Origin of the sequence: Syntrophotalea sp. (assembly GCF_050253115.1) — a bacterium.
Lineage (GTDB): Bacteria > Desulfobacterota > Desulfuromonadia > Desulfuromonadales > Syntrophotaleaceae > Syntrophotalea > Syntrophotalea acetylenica.
Window position 1 is genome coordinate 1 of sequence record NZ_JBFWJQ010000052.1, and the last position, 16,082, is coordinate 16,082.

The following is a 16,082-nucleotide window of genomic DNA, read 5'->3' on the forward strand; positions in this document are numbered from 1 at the left end:
CAAAGGCTCGCAGTCACCTATTTTTCCGGAAAACCGCTGGGACAGGACCACCTGAATGATATCGCCGGCCCGGACATACTCTTTGCATCGTTCGACAGCCTGGACGAATTGCTTGCGGGTAAAGTTGGATGTAAACTCGACAGGTTGCATGCTGCCACCCGGGACAGTGGCAGGCAAGGTCCGGCGCAATTTTCCCACAAGTTCATCGATGGCGGCAATACCGTGCGCGTAGGCGTCCTCGACACTACCTCCATCCTCAACGTGTACATTGCAGACAACCTTGATGACCTGGCGCAGGGTATCAAATATAAGCAGTTTTTCTGTAAGAATAAAGCAGGCATCGTCGGTGCCGATGGTTCGACAACCAACCTCGGGCAGGTCTTCAAAGTAACGAACCGTATCGTAACCGCAATATCCTACCAGTCCGCCAAAAAAACGAGGCAAACCCTGAACCGGCACCAGGCGGAACTGCTGCAGCAATCCTTGCAGGATTTCCAGTGGTTTGTCGCTTTCCCCTGCATCGATGAGGCTATCGCCATTGTGGAGTTCCCAGTACCGTCCGCGGCACCGGAAAATCTTACATGGACCACTACCAAGGAAAGAATACCTCGCCCATTTTTCGCCTCCGGCGATACTTTCCAGCAAAAAGCCGGTCTTTTGATCATCGATTTTGCGAAACGCCGACACCGGTGTCTCCATGTCGGCAAGTATTTCCCGATAAACAGGAATAAGATTGCCCTGACGGGCATATTGGCGGAATTCATCTAGACCTGGATAATACATGCCCCCTCCGAAAGTCGAATGGCACAGGTTAGCATGTAGCAATCGAATGGGTCAAGCCGACTCAGCCTTTAACGAAAAAAGGCAAGGAGCTCACTCCTTGCCTTTTTTCGTTTCAATTAGCGGCAACCCTGCCGAATCCTGCTTATTCTGCGGTCTCTTCATCGGACGAAGCATCGGCCGCTTCGGTAACCGCAGCTGCCACCACCTCGGCAGCAGGCTGGGAAGTCTTTCGCACCTTGGCGGAAAACTCTTCCTCGACCAGTTCGATGATAACCTGCGAAGCGTTGTCGCCAAGGCGGTTAGCCAACTTGATGATGCGCGTATAACCGCCGGGGCGGTCCTTGAAGCGGGGGCCGATAACTTCGAACAGCTTCCCTACAACCTTGCGCTCCCGAATCACCTGGCTGGCCTGTCGCCGGGCATGAAGATCCCCGCGTTTACCAAGGGTGATCATTCGGTCAACCACCTTGCGCAATTCCTTGGCACGCGCATCGGTCGTGGTGATCTTTTCATGCTCGAGCAACGAAGTGACCATGTTGCGCATCATGGCAGCACGGTGACTGGAATTGCGCCCGAGCCGTTTACCGGATTTATTGTGACGCATGGTTCAACGGTCCTTTCTTTATCAATGCGTAATCTGGGCCGTCATAGATCTTCTTTCCCTTCCTGAATCATTTTAAGATATTCAGGATCGGGAAAATTCTCGAGAGCCATACCGAGTGAAAGCCCCATATCGGCCAGTATATCCTTAATTTCGTTCAAAGATTTTCGCCCGAAGTTCTGGGTTTTGAGCATCTCAGCTTCGGACCGCTGCACCAAGTCGCCGATAAGGTGAATATTGGCATTCTTCAGGCAGTTGGCACTTCTCACGGAAAGTTCCAGTTCCTCAACGGAGCGATACAGATTTTCGTTGATCTTGCGGTTCTCTTCACTCTCCTCTTCGACAACCGTTTCCGTATCTTCATCTAAGTTGATGAAAATCTGCAACTGTTCCTTGAGAATTTTAGCAGCGAAAGCCACCGCGTCATCAGGACGCACGCTTCCGTCCGTGGAGATTTCGAGGTTAAGCTTGTCGTAGTCGGTGATTTGTCCGACACGGGCGTTGGTAACCGTGAAATTGACCTTTTTAATCGGCGAAAAAAGCGCATCGATGGGGATCGTTCCCACCGGAGCCTTCTCATCCCGGTTCCGTTCAGCCGGCACGTAGCCCTTGCCCATGGCGACGACCATATCCATTTCAAGATCGGCATCCTTGCCGCAAGTCAGTATATGATGGTCGGGATTGAGTACATCCACATGGGAATCCGTGATAATGTCACCTGCCGTGATGACGCCAGCGCCCTTTTTGACAATCCGGATGTTGCGACTGTCCGTACCGTGCAGCTTGAGCAGCACCCCTTTAAGATTCAGGATGATATCTGTGACATCTTCGGTAACACCCGGGATGCTGGAAAATTCATGCAGTACCCCTTTTATCCTGACCGAGGTGATAGCCGCACCCTGCAGAGACGAGAGCAGCACCCGCCGCAGGGAATTACCCAAGGTGGTGCCGAATCCCCGCTCGAAAGGCTCAGCCGTGAACTTGCCATAGGTATCCGACAAGGAGTCCACATCAACCTGGAGGCGCTTAGGCTTGATCAGATCTCTCCAGTTTTTGTACATTCACATCCTCCGTATGAGGTGGCAGCAACTACAATTGGCCATTACTTGGAGTAAAGCTCGACGATCAGCTGCTCCTGGAAGGCCGGCGTAGTCATTTCCTCGCGCACCGGCAGGGTCTTGAGGCTACCCTTGAAGGCATCCCGGTCAAGTTCAACCCAGGAAGGCAGACCGCGCCGCATGACACCGTCAAGAGCCTCGTTGATACGGGCAACCTTGCGAGACTTCTCGCGCAGCTCAACGACATCATTGACCCTCAGGGTGTAGGAAGGCACATTAACCTTCCGACCGTTCACCAAGAAGTGACCCTGCCGCACAAGGGCGCGAGCCTCGGCACGCGAACTGGTAAATCCGAGCCGGTAGACGACGCTGTCAAGCCGACGTTCAAGCAGGACCAGCAGGTTCTCGCCGGTCACCCCTTTCATGCGATCCGCCTTGTCAAAATAGGCCCGGAACTGCTTCTCAAGCAAGCCGTAGGTGCGTTTCATGCGCTGTTTTTCACGCAGCTGGGTGCCGTAGTCGGAAGCTTTGCCACGACCCTGACCATGCTGGCCAGGCGCGTAGTTGCGTCTTTCAAGAGCACATTTATCTGTATAACACCTGTCCCCCTTAAGGAACAGCTTCGTGGTTTCTCTTCTGCACAGCCGGCAGACAGGCCCAGTATATCTAGCCAACGTTCATCCTCCTTGGTTGTTTAAACTCTTCTGCGCTTGGGCGGACGACAACCATTGTGGGGAATAGGTGTAACGTCCTTGATCACGCTGATATTCAGACCTGCCGAAGAAAGAGCGCGCAATGCCGATTCCCGACCGGAACCGGGCCCTTTGACGCGAACCTCAACGGACCGCAATCCGTGCTCCATGGCCTTCTTGGCCGCGTCTTCCGCAGCGATCTGAGCCGCAAACGGGGTGCTTTTACGGGACCCCTTAAAGCTCATCGTCCCGCAGGTGGACCAGGAGATCACGTTGCCTGCAACGTCCGTAATAGTGACAATGGTGTTGTTGAAAGTCGCCTGAATATGGGCGATACCATTGGCTATATTCTTTTTCTCGACTTTTTTCCGTACAACTCGCTTACCCTTAGCCATGGTTCCTCCCTTTACTTACGCTTGCCGGCGACGGTTTTCCGCGGCCCCTTGCGCGTACGCGCATTGGTTTTGGTTTTCTGACCACGGACAGGAAGCCCGCGCCGATGACGCAAGCCACGGTAGCAACCAAGATCCATCAACCGCTTGATGTTTCCGGTCACCACGCGACGCAAATCACCCTCGACCTGATAATGACCGTCGATGACATCGCGAATGAGACCGGCTTCCGCTTCCGTCAGATCATCCGTACGGGTGTTGGGATCCACCCCGGCTTTCTGCAAAATATTTTGGGACGAGGAGCGGCCAATGCCGTAAATATAAGTAAGCGCAACCTCGATCCGCTTGTTTCTCGGTAAATCGATACCAGCGATTCGTGCCAATGTCGTATCCTCCTGATCCCTTTATCCCTGTTTTTGCTTATGCTTGGGGTTCTCGCAGATGATCCTGACAATTCCCTTGCGTCTAACTACTTTACATTTGGAACAAATCGGCTTGACCGAAGCTCGAACTTTCATTGATCATCCCTTTTTAATACGATGCCTGTTAATCCGAAAAGGCCGCATTCAGCTATGACGCACAGACCTTTTCACATTACGTTGAATTCCTAAACGGCGGTCAATATTTGCGGGCCTTCGTCGGTAATCGCCACGGTATGCTCGAAATGCGCAGACGGCTTGCCATCAGACGTAACCGCTGTCCACCCATCCTCAAGAACCTTGACTCCACACTTACCTGCATTGATCATCGGCTCAATAGCCAATACCATGCCACAGCGCAACAACGGACCCTGCCCTGGCGGACCGAAGTTGGGAACTTGCGGATCTTCATGCAATCCGCGCCCAATACCGTGCCCGACAAACTCCTTTACCACACTGAATCCCTGAGCCTCGACATAACTCTGAATGGCATGCGAAATATCAAACAAACGGTTGCCAGGAATGGCTTGCGCAATCCCCAGCGCCAGAGATTGTCCGGTAACATCAAGCAACCGTTGTTTCGCTGCGTCTATTTTTCCGACGGGCAGCGTCATAGCCGAATCGCCGTAAAACCCCTTCCAGACAACCCCGAAGTCGATACTGAGAATTTCCCCCTCGAGCAAAGGACGGCGATCCGGAAAGCCATGCACAACCCGATCTTCAGGAGACGCGCAAATACTGAACGGGAACCCGCCATAACCCTTAAAGGCCGGCTTGGCCCCCCGTTTTTTACATTCTCGCTCCGCCAGGCGATCCAACTCCAGCGTCGTGATACCTGGAACAACCTTTTCGGCCAACAGCGCAAGAATCTCCGCGACCATACGCCCCGACTCACGCATGCGGAGCAGATCGTCGCTGGATTTAATCGGTATCACTGCCCGCAGTCCAAAGCACCAAGAATCTGCTGTTGCACAGCAGCTATATCCTGCATGCCATCAACCTCGCGCAACAACCCTTCAGCGCGATAATATTCGATCAATGGTGCGGTTTGCTCAGCGTAAACTTCCAGGCGCCGACGAATCGTTGCTTCCTGGTCATCATCACGCTGCAACAGCGGGCCGCCACACTTATCACATTTGTCCGCGTCCTTTGGAGCATCAAATACGACATGATACATCTTACTGCAGTCGCGACAGGTACGTCGTCCGCCAATTCGCGCAACAACCGCCTCATTGTCAACGTTCAGCGATATAACCGCATCAAGATCCTTGCCCAAATCCGCAAGCGTTGCCTTTAACGCATCGGCCTGAGCCAAGGTACGCGGGAAACCATCCAGTATGAAACCGTTGACACAATCGGACTTGGAAAGGCGCTCCTTGACTATCCCGACAACAACCTCATCGGGAACCAGAGCCCCGGATTCCATCTTCTGCTTCGCCTTGACACCCATGGGAGTGCCTTCTTTGACTGCAGCCCTGAGCATATCACCGGTCGAAATCTGCGGCACGCCCAACACATCACAGAGCATTTTCGCCTGGGTTCCCTTCCCGGAACCGGGAGGACCCAACAAAACCATCTTCATCTTTACCTCACACTTCCTAGCCATGGCGTCCACGCAGGGTAACCCCCTTCATGAACCCCTCATATGATCGCGAAATCAGATGGGCCTCCACCTGCGAAGCGGTATCAAGCCCCACACCAACCACGATCAACAGAGACGTTCCCCCAAAGAAGAAAGGAACATTCAACCCGGTTATCAGAAGGGTCGGCAACACACATACAACGGATACATATGCGGCACCCGCAAATGTCAACCGCCCAAGAACCGAGTCAATATAGTCCGAGGTGGCCTTGCCAGGACGTATGCCGGGAATGTAGCCACCTTGCTTTTTGACATTGTCGGCTACATCGACCGGGTTGAAGGTAACAGCCGTGTAGAAGTAGCAGAAGAAGATGATAAATGCAACATAAAAGAAATAATAAATCGCATGCCCGGGTGTCATCCAGCTGGCCGCTTTCTGCACCCAGGCGATATTGATCAGGTTGGCGACCGTCGCAGGAAACATAATGATGGAGCTCGCGAAGATCGGCGGAATCACTCCACTCATGTTGATCTTCAAGGGCAAGTGACTCTTCTGTCCCCCGTAGTTCCGCATTCCGACAACGCGTTTTGCATAGTGAATCGGCAGTCGGCGCTGTGCCAGTTCCATGAACACGATCGCCCAGATCGTCGCGACAACAACAGCCAGCAGAAGCAGAATGCTCGCCGGGCCGAGCGCACCCGTATTAGCCAGTCGCACGGTATTGAATATGGCGGCAGGCATATCGGCAATGATTCCGGCAAAGATAATCAGCGAGATGCCGTTACCGATGCCGCGCTCGGTGATCTGCTCACCAACCCACATGATAAAGGCGGTTCCCGCCGTCAGGGTTATCACGGTAAGCAGAATGAATCCGAAACCGGGATGAGAAACAACCGCTGCGCCATCGACAACCATCGACTGAAGTCCGACCGCTATGCCGGCGCCCTGAACAATGGACAACACGATGGTCCCGTAACGGGTCCACTTGGTGATGGTTTTACGCCCCTGTTCCCCTTCCTTGGCAAGTCGCTCTACTGGCTCAAAAACAACCCCGAGCAACTGCAGGATAATTGAAGCACTGATATAGGGCATAATGCCAAGCGCAAAAACGGTCATGCGCGCCAGCGCACCCCCCGTAAAAGCACTTACCATCCCGAGCAGTCCGCTCTGGGATTTCTGGAAAAAGTCTGCAAGCACATCGCCATTGATCCCGGGAATCGGTACATGACAACCGACACGATAGACCGCGAGCATCCCCAGGGTAAAAAGAATGCGACGACGCAATTCCGGGATACTGAAGATATTCTGGATGCGCTTGAACAATTTAGATTACCTCGGCTTTCCCGCCAGCGGCTTCTATCTTGGCAACGGCGCCCTGGCTGAATTTATGAGCTTTGACAGTCAGAGCCTTGTCAAGGTCACCATCACCAAGCACTTTGATACCGTCGCAAATCTTTTTAACAAGACCGCTCTGGCCAAAAGCCTCAACATCGACCACGCTCCCGGCCTCGAACATTTCCTGCAGGTCGCGCAGGTTGACCAGAGCATAGACCTTTTTATTGAGCGATTTAAAGCCACGCTTGGGCAGACGGCGCTGCAACGGCATCTGGCCGCCCTCGAAACCGGGCTTGACGCTGCCGCCACTGCGGGCTTTTTGCCCCTTGTGTCCCTTGCCGGCGGTCTTACCGTTACCGGAACCTGGTCCACGCCCGATGCGCTTCCGAGTCTTGGTAGAGCCGATAGCCGGCCGCAGATTACTCAAATCCATATTCAAATCCCTCGCGCTCTCAGTCCTCAACCACAACCATGTGGGACACCTTGTTGATCATACCCCTGATTTCGGGCGTGTCGGGCAACACCACTGTTTTGTTCAGTCTGGTCAGGCCGAGGCCTTTTAGAACCTTTGTGAAATATTCCTTGCGACCGATGCCGCTCTTCTTCAGGGTCACCTTGATTTGTCCGGCCATGAAACCCTCCTAGTCGGCTCCTGTTATTCTTCGGTATCGGCACCGCGCAGAGCACGCAACTCTTCGGCGCTTTTGAGTTGCGACAACGCGTTGATGGTCGCGCGAACAACGTTGTGCGGATTATTGGAACCAAGGCATTTCGACAGAATGTCGCCAACCCCGGAGACCTCCAGCACAGCGCGAACGGCACCACCGGCAATGACGCCAGTACCGGCCGAAGCAGGCTTGAGCAATACCCGACCGGCGCCAAACTTGCCGATCACATCAAAAGGGATACTGCGATCCTTCAGGGGCACGCGAATCAGGTTCTTTTTGGCCTGCTCCACCCCTTTGCGAATCGCTTCGGGCACTTCCTTGGCTTTACCATGTCCGTAGCCGACAATTCCCTGACCATCACCAACAACGACAAGCGCGGAAAAACTGAAACGCCGTCCACCTTTGACAACCTTGGCACACCGGTTGATGTGTACAACCCGGTCCGTCAGTTCCAACTCATTGGGATCGATGCGAAGCAAAGATATCCTCCTTAACTAAAAAGACAGACCGGCTTCCCGGGCGGCCTCTGCCAGGGTCTTGACGCGCCCGTGGTAGAGAAATCCGTTCCGGTCGAAGACCACGTTTTTGATATTCATAGCCAGCGCTTTCTGGGCGATAGCCTTGCCGACAGCCTTGGCTGCGTCGACATTCCCTGTATACTTCAGGCCTTCGGCGACATCTGCGTTGACCGTCGAAGCCGAGACCAGAGTTTTTCCGGTCGTATCTTCGACAATCTGCGCATAAACATGCTTGGCGCTTCGGAACACGCAGAGTCTGGGCATATCCGACGTGCCACGCACCTTTCGGCGCACACGTACCTGTCTTTTCAATCGCGCCTGGCGTCTCTTCAATGCGGCGTTCACTCTCTATCTCCTTGCCCTGTATTGCGTTATTTTTTCCCGGCCTTACCGGCTTTCCGCAGAATCCGTTCTTCAGCGTATTTTACACCCTTGCCTTTATAGGGCTCAGGCTTTCTGAAAGAGCGGATCTTGGCGGCAGTGGCGCCAACCAACTCTTTGTCAATACCGCGAACAACGATTTTGGTCTGCTTTTCAACCTCGGCAGAGATCCCTTTGGGCAGTGCATATTCGATCGGGTGCGAATACCCGAGAGACAGGTTGAGCGCACTCCCCTTTACTTCGGCGCGGTAACCCACGCCATTAATTTCCAGAACACGTTCGAAACCGTTGGTCACACCTTCAACCATGTTGGCGACAAGGGCCCGCACAAGACCCCTGTAGGCGCCCTCCTGCTTACCCTCTGCAGCGCACTGCACCAGTATCTGGTCGCCAGCGGTTTCCAACTGTATCCCGGCAACAATGTTTTTGACCAGCTCTCCCTTGGGCCCTTTGACCGTGACCGTGTCTCCGGCTTGAGACACCGTAACGCCCTTGGGAAGGTTGATAGGCTTTTTCCCAATTCTAGACATTTTCTGGCTCCTTAGCCGAGTTCTTTCTACCAGATGGAGCACAAAACTTCGCCACCCAATTGTGCTTCACGAGCGGCGACATCGTGCATAACCCCTTTCGAAGTCGAAAGGATGGCATTGCCAAGACCATTTTTCACTACCGGGATCTCGTCTTTGCCGACATAAACCCTGCGCCCCGGCGTTGAGACGCGGTCGATGGCATTAATAATGTGTTTGCTATCGTTATCGAATTTCAGATAGATACGCAGCACACCCTGTTTTTCGTCGGTTATCTGCTTGAAATTCTTGATATAGCCGAGTTCCTTGAGCACGGTGACGATGGCCAGCTTGACATTGGATGCCGGCACGTCGCACTTCGCATGCCGGGCCAGTCCCGCATTACGGATGCGGGTAAGCATATCGGCTATAGGATCTGTCATTGCCATGGATGCAACTCCTTACTGATTTACCAGCTTGATTTAATCACGCCGGGGAGCTTGCCTTCCAGCGCAAGTTTCCGCAAGCAAATCCGGCACATATCGAACTTACGGTAATAAGCCCGAGGCCGCCCGCACAAGGGACAGCGGTTATATTTCCGCACCTTGAACTTGTTCGACCGGGCGGCTTTGATCATCATAGATTTCTTTGCCACGTCGTCCTCCCCTAGTCTTGGGCTTTTTTGGGAAAGGGCATACCGATGGCTTCCATCAGGGCATATCCTTCCTCATCGTTCTTGGCCGTGGTAACAATGGTAATGTTCAAGCCCTTCACCTTATCGATCTTCTCCAGGTCGATTTCGGGGAAAATGAGCTGTTCGCGGATACCAAGGGTATAGTTCCCGCGACCGTCAAAGCCCTTCTTGGAAACGCCCTTGAAGTCGCGCACCCGGGGAAGAGCGACGTTGACCAACCGGTCAAGGAACTCATAAGCCTTGTCGCGACGCAACGTTACCATGCAACCGATCGGCATCCCTTCGCGCAACTTGAATTGAGCGATGGATTTCTTCGCCTTGGTGACGACGGGTTTCTGGCCGCTGATGCGCGTAAGCTCCTCCACAGCGGACTCCAGAACCTTGATATTCTGTATGGCCTCCCCCAGTCCCATATTGAGGACCACCTTCTCCACCCTGGGGACTTCCATTACATTTTTCAACTGCAACCGCTCAGCCAACGCGGGAGCAATTTCCTTCGTGTATACTTCCTTCAATCTCGCACCCATGGAAATCCTCCGTTACTTGTCCAAGGTCTCGTTGCACTTTTTACAGAACCGAGTCTTGGACCCATCTTCGAGAATCCTCACACCGGTCCGCGTGGGCTTGTTGCAGGCGCTGCAGACGAGTGCAACATTGGAGGCATCCAGCGGGGCTTCCTTCTCGACAATTCCCCCTTGGGTATTGACGCGGTTGGGCCTTGTGTGCCGCTTGACAACATTAAGGCTTTCGACAACAACACGCCCTTTGCCCGGCAATACACGCAACACCTTGCCGGTCTTGCCTTTCTCCTTGCCCGCTATAACCATAACCATGTCATCTTTTTTGACATGCATTTTTTTCGCTGCCATTTCTCTTACTCCCAGTTCCGAATTAAAGTACCTCGGGGGCCAGCGATACGATCTTCATGTACCGCTGTGCGCGCAACTCCCGAGCAACTGGACCGAAGATACGGGTTCCGATAGGTTCCCCGGCCTGGTTCACAACCACTGCGGAATTTTTATCGAAACGAATCGCCGATCCGTCAGGGCGAGGTACTTCCTTAGCGGTTCGAACGATGACAGCTCTAACCACATCCCCTTTTTTTACGCGGGAATTGGGCAGGGCCTCCTTTACGGAGCAGATGATGATATCTCCAAGCCCGGCATATTTTCGCTTGGAGCCACCAAGAACCTTGATGCAGCAGAGTTTACGCGCACCAGAGTTGTCCGCTACATCAAGCATCGTCTGCATCTGTATCATGACTGTTATCTCCTACAGGATTACGTTCTTTTCAAGGATTTCGCGTACCCGCCAACGTTTGTCCCGGGACAGCGGACGGGTTTCTACGACCGAAACCTTATCCCCGATGTTGCAGCGATTCTCTTCATCATGGGCCTTGAAGGTAACCCGGCGCTTGATAAATTTTTTGTAGACCGGATGCTTGACCATCTGGTCGACACGGACCACAACGGTTTTATCCATCTTGTCGCTGATAACAACCCCGACGCGGGTTTTCCGATTGCCACGTATTTTACTCATTGAAATTTATCTCCCCGTACCGATCAGCTTCGCTTCTGACGCAGGATGGTATGAACCCGTGCGATGGTCCTGCGCGTCTGGGGAAGCCGGGCGCTGTTTTCCAATTGCCCGGTAGCCAATTGGAACTTCAGGTTAAACAGCTCCTGATTGAGTTCCTCTACTTTTTTTTCCAACTCTTCGACCGTCAGGTCGCGCAGCTCACTAGCTTTCATTGGCCACATCCTCCCGTGCAACAATCCTGGTCTTCATGGGGAGCTTATGAGCAGCCAGCCGCAATGCTTCGCAGGCCACTTCCCTGTCTACACCCTGCATCTCGTAAAGCATCATGCCGGGTTTGATAACAGCCACCCAGCTATCGGGCGACCCTTTACCTTTACCCATGCGGGTCTCAGCGGGCTTTTTGGTCAGAGATTTGTCCGGGAAAATACGGATCCAGATCTTCCCGCCGCGTTTCACATGCCTTGTCATGGCACGACGCGCGGACTCAATCTGTCTGGAAGACAGCCATCCACATTCGACCGCTTTAAGCCCGTAATCGCCAAAATTTAGTTCGCTACCGCGATAGGCTACGCCTTTCATGCGGCCTTTAAACTGTTTTCTATGTTTAACCTTCTTGGGCATTAACATGGCAGAATACTCCTATTCGGTTCCCGTGGTTATTCCTGCGACAGGACTTCGCCCTTGAAGATGAGAACCTTGACGCCGATAATACCATAAGTAGTCTTGGCCTCGGCGAATCCATAATCGATATCGGCCCTGAGAGTGTGCAGGGGCACACGTCCTTCACGATACCACTCGGTCCGACTCATCTCGGCACCACCCAAGCGACCGCTGCAGGTAATCTTGATACCCTGAGCACCAAACTTCAAAGCCATGCTCACGCTTTTTTTCATGGCACGGCGGAAGGCGACACGGCGCTCAAGCTGAGTTGCCACATTCTCGGAAACAAGTTGGGCATCGACCTCGGGTTTGCGCACTTCCTGAATATTGATGAACACTTCCTTGTCGGTGAGCCGGGCCAGATCCTTTTTCAAGGCTTCAACCTCGGCACCCTTTTTGCCGATAATGATGCCGGGACGAGCGGCATACACATTAATTTTGGCCTTGCTTGCGGCACGCTCAATTTCGATCCTGGCGATGCCGGCATGATAAAGCCGCTTTTTAAGATAATTGCGAAGCTTTATATCTTCGTGCAGAAGCTGGGAGTATTCCCCCTCAGCGTACCACCGGGAACTCCAGGTCTTGACGACTCCCAGTCGAAATCCTGTCGGATGTACTTTCTGGCCCAAACCATCACCTCCTTAAACTTATTTTTCGTTCAGAACCACGGTAATGTGGCTGGTCGGTTTGCGGATCCTGGTAGCCCGTCCCTGTGCTCGCGGCATGAACCGCTTAAGCACGGGACCCTGATCGACGGCTATGCTTTTGATGTACAGCCGGTCGACGTCGGCGACCCCCTTCTGCTCGGCGTTGGCCACGGCCGAACCAACCAGTTGATATACGATGCCGGCCGCTTTCTGAGGAGAAAACCTCAGAATATTCAGCGCCTCCTGAACCCCTTTTCCGCGCACCATATCGACCACCAATCGGGTCTTACGAGGCGACAGACGCACATATCTAAGCTTGGCCTTAGCTTCCATGAATAGAAACTCCTCTTGCGAAATCGCTTGTTACTTACCTTTTGCTCTTCTTGTCAGCGCCATGCCCGTAGTAGGTGCGCGTGGGAGCGAATTCGCCGAGCTTATGCCCAACCATGTTTTCGGTGACGAAAACAGGGATAAACTTTTTTCCGTTATGCACGGCGAAGGTATATCCAACAAACTCGGGAATAATAGTCGATCGCCGAGACCAGGTCTTGATTACCTTCTTGGAACCGGCCCCCCCTTCGAAATCGGATTTGCGAAGGAGGCTCGCCTCGACATACGGCCCTTTTTTGATCGATCTAGCCACAGTGGTCTCCTCTAAATTTCAACGATGTTACTTCTTCCGGCGAACGATAAAACGGTCGGTGCGCTTATTGACGCGGGTCTTGTACCCTTTGGTGGGCACACCCCAAGGCGTAACGGGATGACGACCGCCGGAGCTTTTGCCCTCACCACCACCATGCGGATGATCGACAGGGTTCATCGCCACGCCGCGCGACTGCGGACGCTTACCAAGCCACCGATTGCGACCAGCCTTGCCGATCTTGACGTTTTCGTGATGGATATTACCTACCTGCCCCACCGTGGCACAGCAGTCCTGCAGCACCAGCCGAACCTCTCCGGAAGGAAGTCGCAATTGCGCATACTTGCCTTCCTTGGCAGCGATCATGGCGTAGGTTCCGGCACTGCGAGCCAACTGGCCGCCTTTGCCAATCTTCAACTCAATGTTATGAACCCAGGTGCCCAGAGGAATGGACCGGATCGAGAGCGCATTGCCGGGCTTGATGTCGGCCTGCTCGCTGGCAATCACAACATCTCCGACATTCAATCCAAGAGGCGCCAGGATATAGCGCTTTTCGCCATCGGCATAACAAGCAAGAGCGATGCGCGCCGACCGATTCGGATCGTACTCGATGGTGGCGATTTTGGCAGGGATGTCTTTCTTGTCCCGACGAAAATCGATGACGCGATACTTCTGCTTGTGCCCGCCCCCGGTATGCCGCTTGGTGATGCGGCCAGCATTGTTCCGTCCACCGGTTTGGTTAAGTTTTTCAACCAGCGATTTCTCCGGTTTGGCCACAGTAATGTCGGCGAAATCGGCCGAGGTCATATGACGTCGGCCAGCCGAAGTCGGCTTATACTTTTTGATTGCCATTATCGTAACTCCGTTTTACCTGATTGCACCCCATTAAACACCGAACAGATCGATCGAGCTACCTTCGGCCAGGGTTACGTAAGCCTTCTTCCAATTGGAACGCTTGCCGAACGTGCGACCCAGACGCTTGACCTTGCCAGCAACAAGCACGGTATTGACGTTCTTTACCTTGACTTCAAAAGCCTGCTCAACAGCCTTCTTGATTTCGACCTTGTTGGCATCCCTTTTGACTTCAAACGCAACGATCTGGGCTTCGCCTTCCCTCTGTACGGTCTTTTCGGTAACCAAGGGCCGTTTAAGTATCTCGTGCAGCGGTTTCATTACCCTAACGCTCCTTCCAACTGTTCAACGGCCCCTTCGGTAACAACCAGATTCCGATGGTTCATCAGGTCGTACACATTCACGCCTTCGGCCTTGAGCACCTTGACATGGGGCAGATTACGTGCCGACAGTTCGAGATTCCTGTTTTCGCCATCAATCAACACCAGCACGTTGTCCAGCTCGAAACGCCGGAGGATTTCAGCCACCCCCTTGGTTCCAATGCTTTCCAGCTGGAAGTCATTAAGCACAGACAGTCGCTCTTCCTTGAACCGAACGGAAAGCGCACAGCGCAGCGCCGCCTTCTTGACTTTTTTGTTCAGTTTGAAACTGTAGTCGCGAGGGCTCGGCCCGAAGGCGGCGCCACCGCCCACATAGTGAGGCGCGCGAATGCAGCCCTGACGGGCATTGCCAGTGCCTTTCTGACGAAAGGGCTTCTTACCGCCACCCGCAACGGCGCTACGGTTCTTTGCAGCGGAAGTGCCCTGACGGCGAGCAGCCAGCTGATATCGTACCATATCATGAATCAGGTATTCCTTGACGTCGGCATTAAACACCTCGTCGGACAGCTCTCGCTCCGAAACCTGATTCCGGTTTATGTCATAAACTGCAATTTTTGCCATGGTTTTTCTCCAGAATCTCTAGTTGCAGCCCGGCCATCAAGCCTTGCGGCTTTTCCGGATGAGCAGCAGGCCGTTTACAGGCCCCGGAACGGCGCCTTTAATAAGTACCAGGCTCTTTTCGGACCGCACGTCGACCACTTCCAGACCTTGCGTGGTCACGCGCTTGTTCCCCATCTGGCCTGCCATCTTTTTACCCTTGAATACCCGGGAAGGCCAGGCACTGGCACTGATGCCACCAGGCCTGCGGTGGAACATCGAGCCATGGCTGGCGCGACCACCGGCAAAGTTCCAACGTTTTACAACGCCCCGAAAACCTTTCCCCTTGCTGGTCCCCGTTACATCAAGGATGTCGCCGGCGGCGAAAAACTCCCCACATGTAATTTCATCACCAACGGCATGTTCATCGGTATTGTCGCACTCGACTTCCCGCAGGAAGACGAATGCCCCCTTCCCGGCCTTTTTGAAATGACCCATGGCAGGCTTGTTGGTGCGGTGAGTCTTCTTGGCCCCAAACCCGAGCTGAAGGGCATTGTAGCCGTCTTTTTCCAGAGTCTTTTTCTGCAACACGATGCAAGGACCAGCCTCGACCACGGTCACCGGAATGCACTTACCGTCAGCAGCGAAGACCTGGGTCATCCCCAGCTTCTTACCCAAAATTCCCTTCGTCATGATGCTTTCCCTTACCTATGATAAAAGTCTTACAACTTGATTTCGACGTCAACACCCGCCGACAGGTCGAGCTTCATCAAGGCGTCGACAGTCTGCTGTGTCGGCTCGACAATGTCAAGAAGCCTTTTGTGGGTGCGCATCTCGAACTGCTCACGACTCTTTTTATCAACATGCGGTCCGCGAAGCACACAGTATTTGTTTATCACCGTGGGCAGGGGGATAGGGCCAGCAACGCGCGCCCCGGTGCGCTTGGCCGTGTCAACAATTTCATTAACGGAGAGATCGAGCAATTTATGATCGTAAGCCTTTAAACGGATCCTTATTTTCTGGCTCTGCATGGCAATTCCCTTTATTCGATAATTTCGCTGACGACACCAGCACCGACCGTACGGCCGCCTTCGCGAATGGCGAAACGCAGCTCTTTGTCCATGGCGATCGGGGTGATCAGATTTACGGTCATGCTGGCATTGTCGCCGGGCATTACCATTTCGGTCCCCTCGGCCA

General features: G+C 53.5%; 30 protein-coding genes and 2 pseudogenes. All 32 read right to left on the reverse strand.

Annotated features, from left to right (window positions below; translation table 11 throughout):
- A pseudogene (locus AB7E65_RS07190) lies at positions 1-783 on the reverse strand (anthranilate synthase component I); the annotation flags it as partial.
- 142 nt (positions 784-925) lie between these two features.
- The gene (gene rplQ / locus AB7E65_RS07195) at positions 926-1,387 is read right to left on the reverse strand and encodes a 50S ribosomal protein L17 (protein WP_072285986.1); all 462 of its coding nucleotides are present in this window, start codon (positions 1,385-1,387) and stop codon (positions 926-928) included.
- 41 nt (positions 1,388-1,428) lie between these two features.
- Positions 1,429-2,445 (reverse strand): DNA-directed RNA polymerase subunit alpha, encoded by a 1,017-nt coding sequence (locus AB7E65_RS07200; protein ID WP_428745557.1) that lies wholly within the window; start codon positions 2,443-2,445, stop codon positions 1,429-1,431.
- Positions 2,446-2,486: 41 nt separating this feature from the next.
- Positions 2,487-3,116: a 30S ribosomal protein S4 gene (gene rpsD / locus AB7E65_RS07205; protein ID WP_428745558.1), complete on the reverse strand. Its 630-nt coding sequence runs from the start codon at positions 3,114-3,116 to the stop codon at positions 2,487-2,489.
- Between the two features lie 20 nt (positions 3,117-3,136).
- Positions 3,137-3,529 carry a 30S ribosomal protein S11 gene (gene rpsK / locus AB7E65_RS07210; RefSeq protein ID WP_072285989.1) on the reverse strand — a complete coding sequence of 131 codons (393 nt, stop codon included), beginning with the start codon at positions 3,527-3,529 and terminating at the stop codon, positions 3,137-3,139.
- Positions 3,530-3,540: 11 nt separating this feature from the next.
- Positions 3,541-3,909, reverse strand: coding sequence for a 30S ribosomal protein S13 (rpsM, locus tag AB7E65_RS07215; protein ID WP_072285990.1), 369 nt, complete (start codon positions 3,907-3,909; stop codon positions 3,541-3,543).
- A 21-nt stretch (positions 3,910-3,930) separates the two neighbouring features.
- A complete protein-coding gene (gene rpmJ, locus AB7E65_RS07220) occupies positions 3,931-4,044 on the reverse strand; it encodes a 50S ribosomal protein L36 (RefSeq protein WP_011340426.1) in 114 nt (37 codons plus the stop codon).
- A gap of 89 nt (positions 4,045-4,133) precedes the next feature.
- Entirely contained in the window at positions 4,134-4,880 is a 747-nt protein-coding gene (gene map / locus AB7E65_RS07225) for a type I methionyl aminopeptidase (protein WP_072285991.1), read from the reverse strand.
- Positions 4,877-5,527 (reverse strand): adenylate kinase, encoded by a 651-nt coding sequence (locus AB7E65_RS07230; RefSeq protein ID WP_072287992.1) that lies wholly within the window; start codon positions 5,525-5,527, stop codon positions 4,877-4,879. Before AB7E65_RS07230 ends, map begins: the two co-directional genes overlap by 4 nt.
- 16 nt (positions 5,528-5,543) lie before the next feature.
- On the reverse strand, positions 5,544-6,851 hold the full coding sequence (gene secY, locus AB7E65_RS07235; RefSeq protein WP_072285992.1) for a preprotein translocase subunit SecY: 1,308 nt from the start codon (positions 6,849-6,851) through the stop codon (positions 5,544-5,546).
- A 1-nt stretch (position 6,852) separates the two neighbouring features.
- A complete protein-coding gene (gene rplO, locus AB7E65_RS07240) occupies positions 6,853-7,296 on the reverse strand; it encodes a 50S ribosomal protein L15 (RefSeq protein ID WP_072285993.1) in 444 nt (147 codons plus the stop codon).
- A 19-nt stretch (positions 7,297-7,315) separates the two neighbouring features.
- The gene (rpmD, locus tag AB7E65_RS07245) at positions 7,316-7,495 is read right to left on the reverse strand and encodes a 50S ribosomal protein L30 (RefSeq protein ID WP_072285994.1); all 180 of its coding nucleotides are present in this window, start codon (positions 7,493-7,495) and stop codon (positions 7,316-7,318) included.
- A gap of 23 nt (positions 7,496-7,518) precedes the next feature.
- Positions 7,519-8,010, reverse strand: coding sequence for a 30S ribosomal protein S5 (gene rpsE / locus AB7E65_RS07250; RefSeq protein ID WP_072285995.1), 492 nt, complete (start codon positions 8,008-8,010; stop codon positions 7,519-7,521).
- A gap of 15 nt (positions 8,011-8,025) precedes the next feature.
- Positions 8,026-8,394, reverse strand: coding sequence for a 50S ribosomal protein L18 (gene rplR / locus AB7E65_RS07255; RefSeq protein WP_072285996.1), 369 nt, complete (start codon positions 8,392-8,394; stop codon positions 8,026-8,028).
- A 26-nt stretch (positions 8,395-8,420) separates the two neighbouring features.
- Complete coding sequence (gene rplF / locus AB7E65_RS07260) at positions 8,421-8,960, reverse strand: 50S ribosomal protein L6 (protein ID WP_072285997.1); 540 nt, start codon at positions 8,958-8,960, stop codon at positions 8,421-8,423.
- 26 nt (positions 8,961-8,986) lie between these two features.
- A complete protein-coding gene (gene rpsH, locus AB7E65_RS07265; RefSeq protein ID WP_072285998.1) occupies positions 8,987-9,385 on the reverse strand; it encodes a 30S ribosomal protein S8 in 399 nt (132 codons plus the stop codon).
- Positions 9,386-9,405: 20 nt separating this feature from the next.
- Positions 9,406-9,591 carry a type Z 30S ribosomal protein S14 gene (locus AB7E65_RS07270; protein WP_011340416.1) on the reverse strand — a complete coding sequence of 62 codons (186 nt, stop codon included), beginning with the start codon at positions 9,589-9,591 and terminating at the stop codon, positions 9,406-9,408.
- Between the two features lie 11 nt (positions 9,592-9,602).
- Positions 9,603-10,157, reverse strand: coding sequence for a 50S ribosomal protein L5 (gene rplE / locus AB7E65_RS07275; protein WP_072285999.1), 555 nt, complete (start codon positions 10,155-10,157; stop codon positions 9,603-9,605).
- Between the two features lie 12 nt (positions 10,158-10,169).
- A complete protein-coding gene (gene rplX / locus AB7E65_RS07280; RefSeq protein WP_072502094.1) occupies positions 10,170-10,499 on the reverse strand; it encodes a 50S ribosomal protein L24 in 330 nt (109 codons plus the stop codon).
- Positions 10,500-10,521: 22 nt separating this feature from the next.
- Positions 10,522-10,890, reverse strand: coding sequence for a 50S ribosomal protein L14 (rplN, locus tag AB7E65_RS07285; protein ID WP_011340413.1), 369 nt, complete (start codon positions 10,888-10,890; stop codon positions 10,522-10,524).
- A gap of 12 nt (positions 10,891-10,902) precedes the next feature.
- Positions 10,903-11,169 carry a 30S ribosomal protein S17 gene (gene rpsQ / locus AB7E65_RS07290; RefSeq protein ID WP_072286001.1) on the reverse strand — a complete coding sequence of 89 codons (267 nt, stop codon included), beginning with the start codon at positions 11,167-11,169 and terminating at the stop codon, positions 10,903-10,905.
- A 23-nt stretch (positions 11,170-11,192) separates the two neighbouring features.
- Complete coding sequence (gene rpmC, locus AB7E65_RS07295; protein ID WP_072286002.1) at positions 11,193-11,381, reverse strand: 50S ribosomal protein L29; 189 nt, start codon at positions 11,379-11,381, stop codon at positions 11,193-11,195.
- Entirely contained in the window at positions 11,371-11,796 is a 426-nt protein-coding gene (rplP, locus tag AB7E65_RS07300) for a 50S ribosomal protein L16 (protein WP_072286003.1), read from the reverse strand. Before rplP ends, rpmC begins: the two co-directional genes overlap by 11 nt.
- A gap of 29 nt (positions 11,797-11,825) precedes the next feature.
- A complete protein-coding gene (gene rpsC, locus AB7E65_RS07305) occupies positions 11,826-12,458 on the reverse strand; it encodes a 30S ribosomal protein S3 (RefSeq protein ID WP_072286004.1) in 633 nt (210 codons plus the stop codon).
- An 18-nt stretch (positions 12,459-12,476) separates the two neighbouring features.
- Positions 12,477-12,809, reverse strand: coding sequence for a 50S ribosomal protein L22 (gene rplV, locus AB7E65_RS07310; protein WP_072286005.1), 333 nt, complete (start codon positions 12,807-12,809; stop codon positions 12,477-12,479).
- A 34-nt stretch (positions 12,810-12,843) separates the two neighbouring features.
- A complete protein-coding gene (gene rpsS / locus AB7E65_RS07315) occupies positions 12,844-13,119 on the reverse strand; it encodes a 30S ribosomal protein S19 (protein ID WP_072286006.1) in 276 nt (91 codons plus the stop codon).
- A gap of 27 nt (positions 13,120-13,146) precedes the next feature.
- Positions 13,147-13,968: a 50S ribosomal protein L2 gene (gene rplB / locus AB7E65_RS07320; protein WP_072286007.1), complete on the reverse strand. Its 822-nt coding sequence runs from the start codon at positions 13,966-13,968 to the stop codon at positions 13,147-13,149.
- 33 nt (positions 13,969-14,001) lie between these two features.
- The gene (locus AB7E65_RS07325) at positions 14,002-14,289 is read right to left on the reverse strand and encodes a 50S ribosomal protein L23 (RefSeq protein WP_072286008.1); all 288 of its coding nucleotides are present in this window, start codon (positions 14,287-14,289) and stop codon (positions 14,002-14,004) included.
- Complete coding sequence (gene rplD, locus AB7E65_RS07330; protein WP_072286009.1) at positions 14,289-14,909, reverse strand: 50S ribosomal protein L4; 621 nt, start codon at positions 14,907-14,909, stop codon at positions 14,289-14,291. The genes AB7E65_RS07325 and rplD overlap by 1 nt, the downstream gene beginning before the upstream one ends.
- 36 nt (positions 14,910-14,945) lie before the next feature.
- On the reverse strand, positions 14,946-15,578 hold the full coding sequence (rplC, locus tag AB7E65_RS07335; protein WP_428745559.1) for a 50S ribosomal protein L3: 633 nt from the start codon (positions 15,576-15,578) through the stop codon (positions 14,946-14,948).
- Between the two features lie 29 nt (positions 15,579-15,607).
- Complete coding sequence (gene rpsJ, locus AB7E65_RS07340; protein WP_072283665.1) at positions 15,608-15,916, reverse strand: 30S ribosomal protein S10; 309 nt, start codon at positions 15,914-15,916, stop codon at positions 15,608-15,610.
- A gap of 11 nt (positions 15,917-15,927) precedes the next feature.
- A pseudogene (gene tuf, locus AB7E65_RS07345) lies at positions 15,928-16,082 on the reverse strand (elongation factor Tu); the annotation flags it as partial.

Coding starts and splice junctions, on each gene's coding strand:
- rpmC (WP_072286002.1), bottom strand. CDS start 11,381: ATGAAAGCTAGTGAGCTGCGCGACCTGACGGTCGAAGAGTTGGAAAAA.
- rplV (WP_072286005.1), bottom strand. CDS start 12,809: ATGGAAGCTAAGGCCAAGCTTAGATATGTGCGTCTGTCGCCTCGTAAG.
- rplB (WP_072286007.1), bottom strand. CDS start 13,968: ATGGCAATCAAAAAGTATAAGCCGACTTCGGCTGGCCGACGTCATATG.
- rplF (WP_072285997.1), bottom strand. CDS start 8,960: ATGTCTAGAATTGGGAAAAAGCCTATCAACCTTCCCAAGGGCGTTACG.
- rplO (WP_072285993.1), bottom strand. CDS start 7,296: ATGGATTTGAGTAATCTGCGGCCGGCTATCGGCTCTACCAAGACTCGG.
- rplC (WP_428745559.1), bottom strand. CDS start 15,578: ATGACGAAGGGAATTTTGGGTAAGAAGCTGGGGATGACCCAGGTCTTC.
- rpsK (WP_072285989.1), bottom strand. CDS start 3,529: ATGGCTAAGGGTAAGCGAGTTGTACGGAAAAAAGTCGAGAAAAAGAAT.
- rpsQ (WP_072286001.1), bottom strand. CDS start 11,169: ATGAGTAAAATACGTGGCAATCGGAAAACCCGCGTCGGGGTTGTTATC.
- rplX (WP_072502094.1), bottom strand. CDS start 10,499: ATGGCAGCGAAAAAAATGCATGTCAAAAAAGATGACATGGTTATGGTT.
- AB7E65_RS07230 (WP_072287992.1), bottom strand. CDS start 5,527: ATGAAGATGGTTTTGTTGGGTCCTCCCGGTTCCGGGAAGGGAACCCAG.
- AB7E65_RS07325 (WP_072286008.1), bottom strand. CDS start 14,289: ATGAAACCGCTGCACGAGATACTTAAACGGCCCTTGGTTACCGAAAAG.
- rpmD (WP_072285994.1), bottom strand. CDS start 7,495: ATGGCCGGACAAATCAAGGTGACCCTGAAGAAGAGCGGCATCGGTCGC.
- rplN (WP_011340413.1), bottom strand. CDS start 10,890: ATGATACAGATGCAGACGATGCTTGATGTAGCGGACAACTCTGGTGCG.
- rplD (WP_072286009.1), bottom strand. CDS start 14,909: ATGGCAAAAATTGCAGTTTATGACATAAACCGGAATCAGGTTTCGGAG.
- rplQ (WP_072285986.1), bottom strand. CDS start 1,387: ATGCGTCACAATAAATCCGGTAAACGGCTCGGGCGCAATTCCAGTCAC.
- AB7E65_RS07200 (WP_428745557.1), bottom strand. CDS start 2,445: ATGTACAAAAACTGGAGAGATCTGATCAAGCCTAAGCGCCTCCAGGTT.
- rplP (WP_072286003.1), bottom strand. CDS start 11,796: ATGTTAATGCCCAAGAAGGTTAAACATAGAAAACAGTTTAAAGGCCGC.
- rplE (WP_072285999.1), bottom strand. CDS start 10,157: ATGGGTGCGAGATTGAAGGAAGTATACACGAAGGAAATTGCTCCCGCG.
- rpsH (WP_072285998.1), bottom strand. CDS start 9,385: ATGGCAATGACAGATCCTATAGCCGATATGCTTACCCGCATCCGTAAT.
- rpsJ (WP_072283665.1), bottom strand. CDS start 15,916: ATGCAGAGCCAGAAAATAAGGATCCGTTTAAAGGCTTACGATCATAAA.
- rpmJ (WP_011340426.1), bottom strand. CDS start 4,044: ATGAAAGTTCGAGCTTCGGTCAAGCCGATTTGTTCCAAATGTAAAGTA.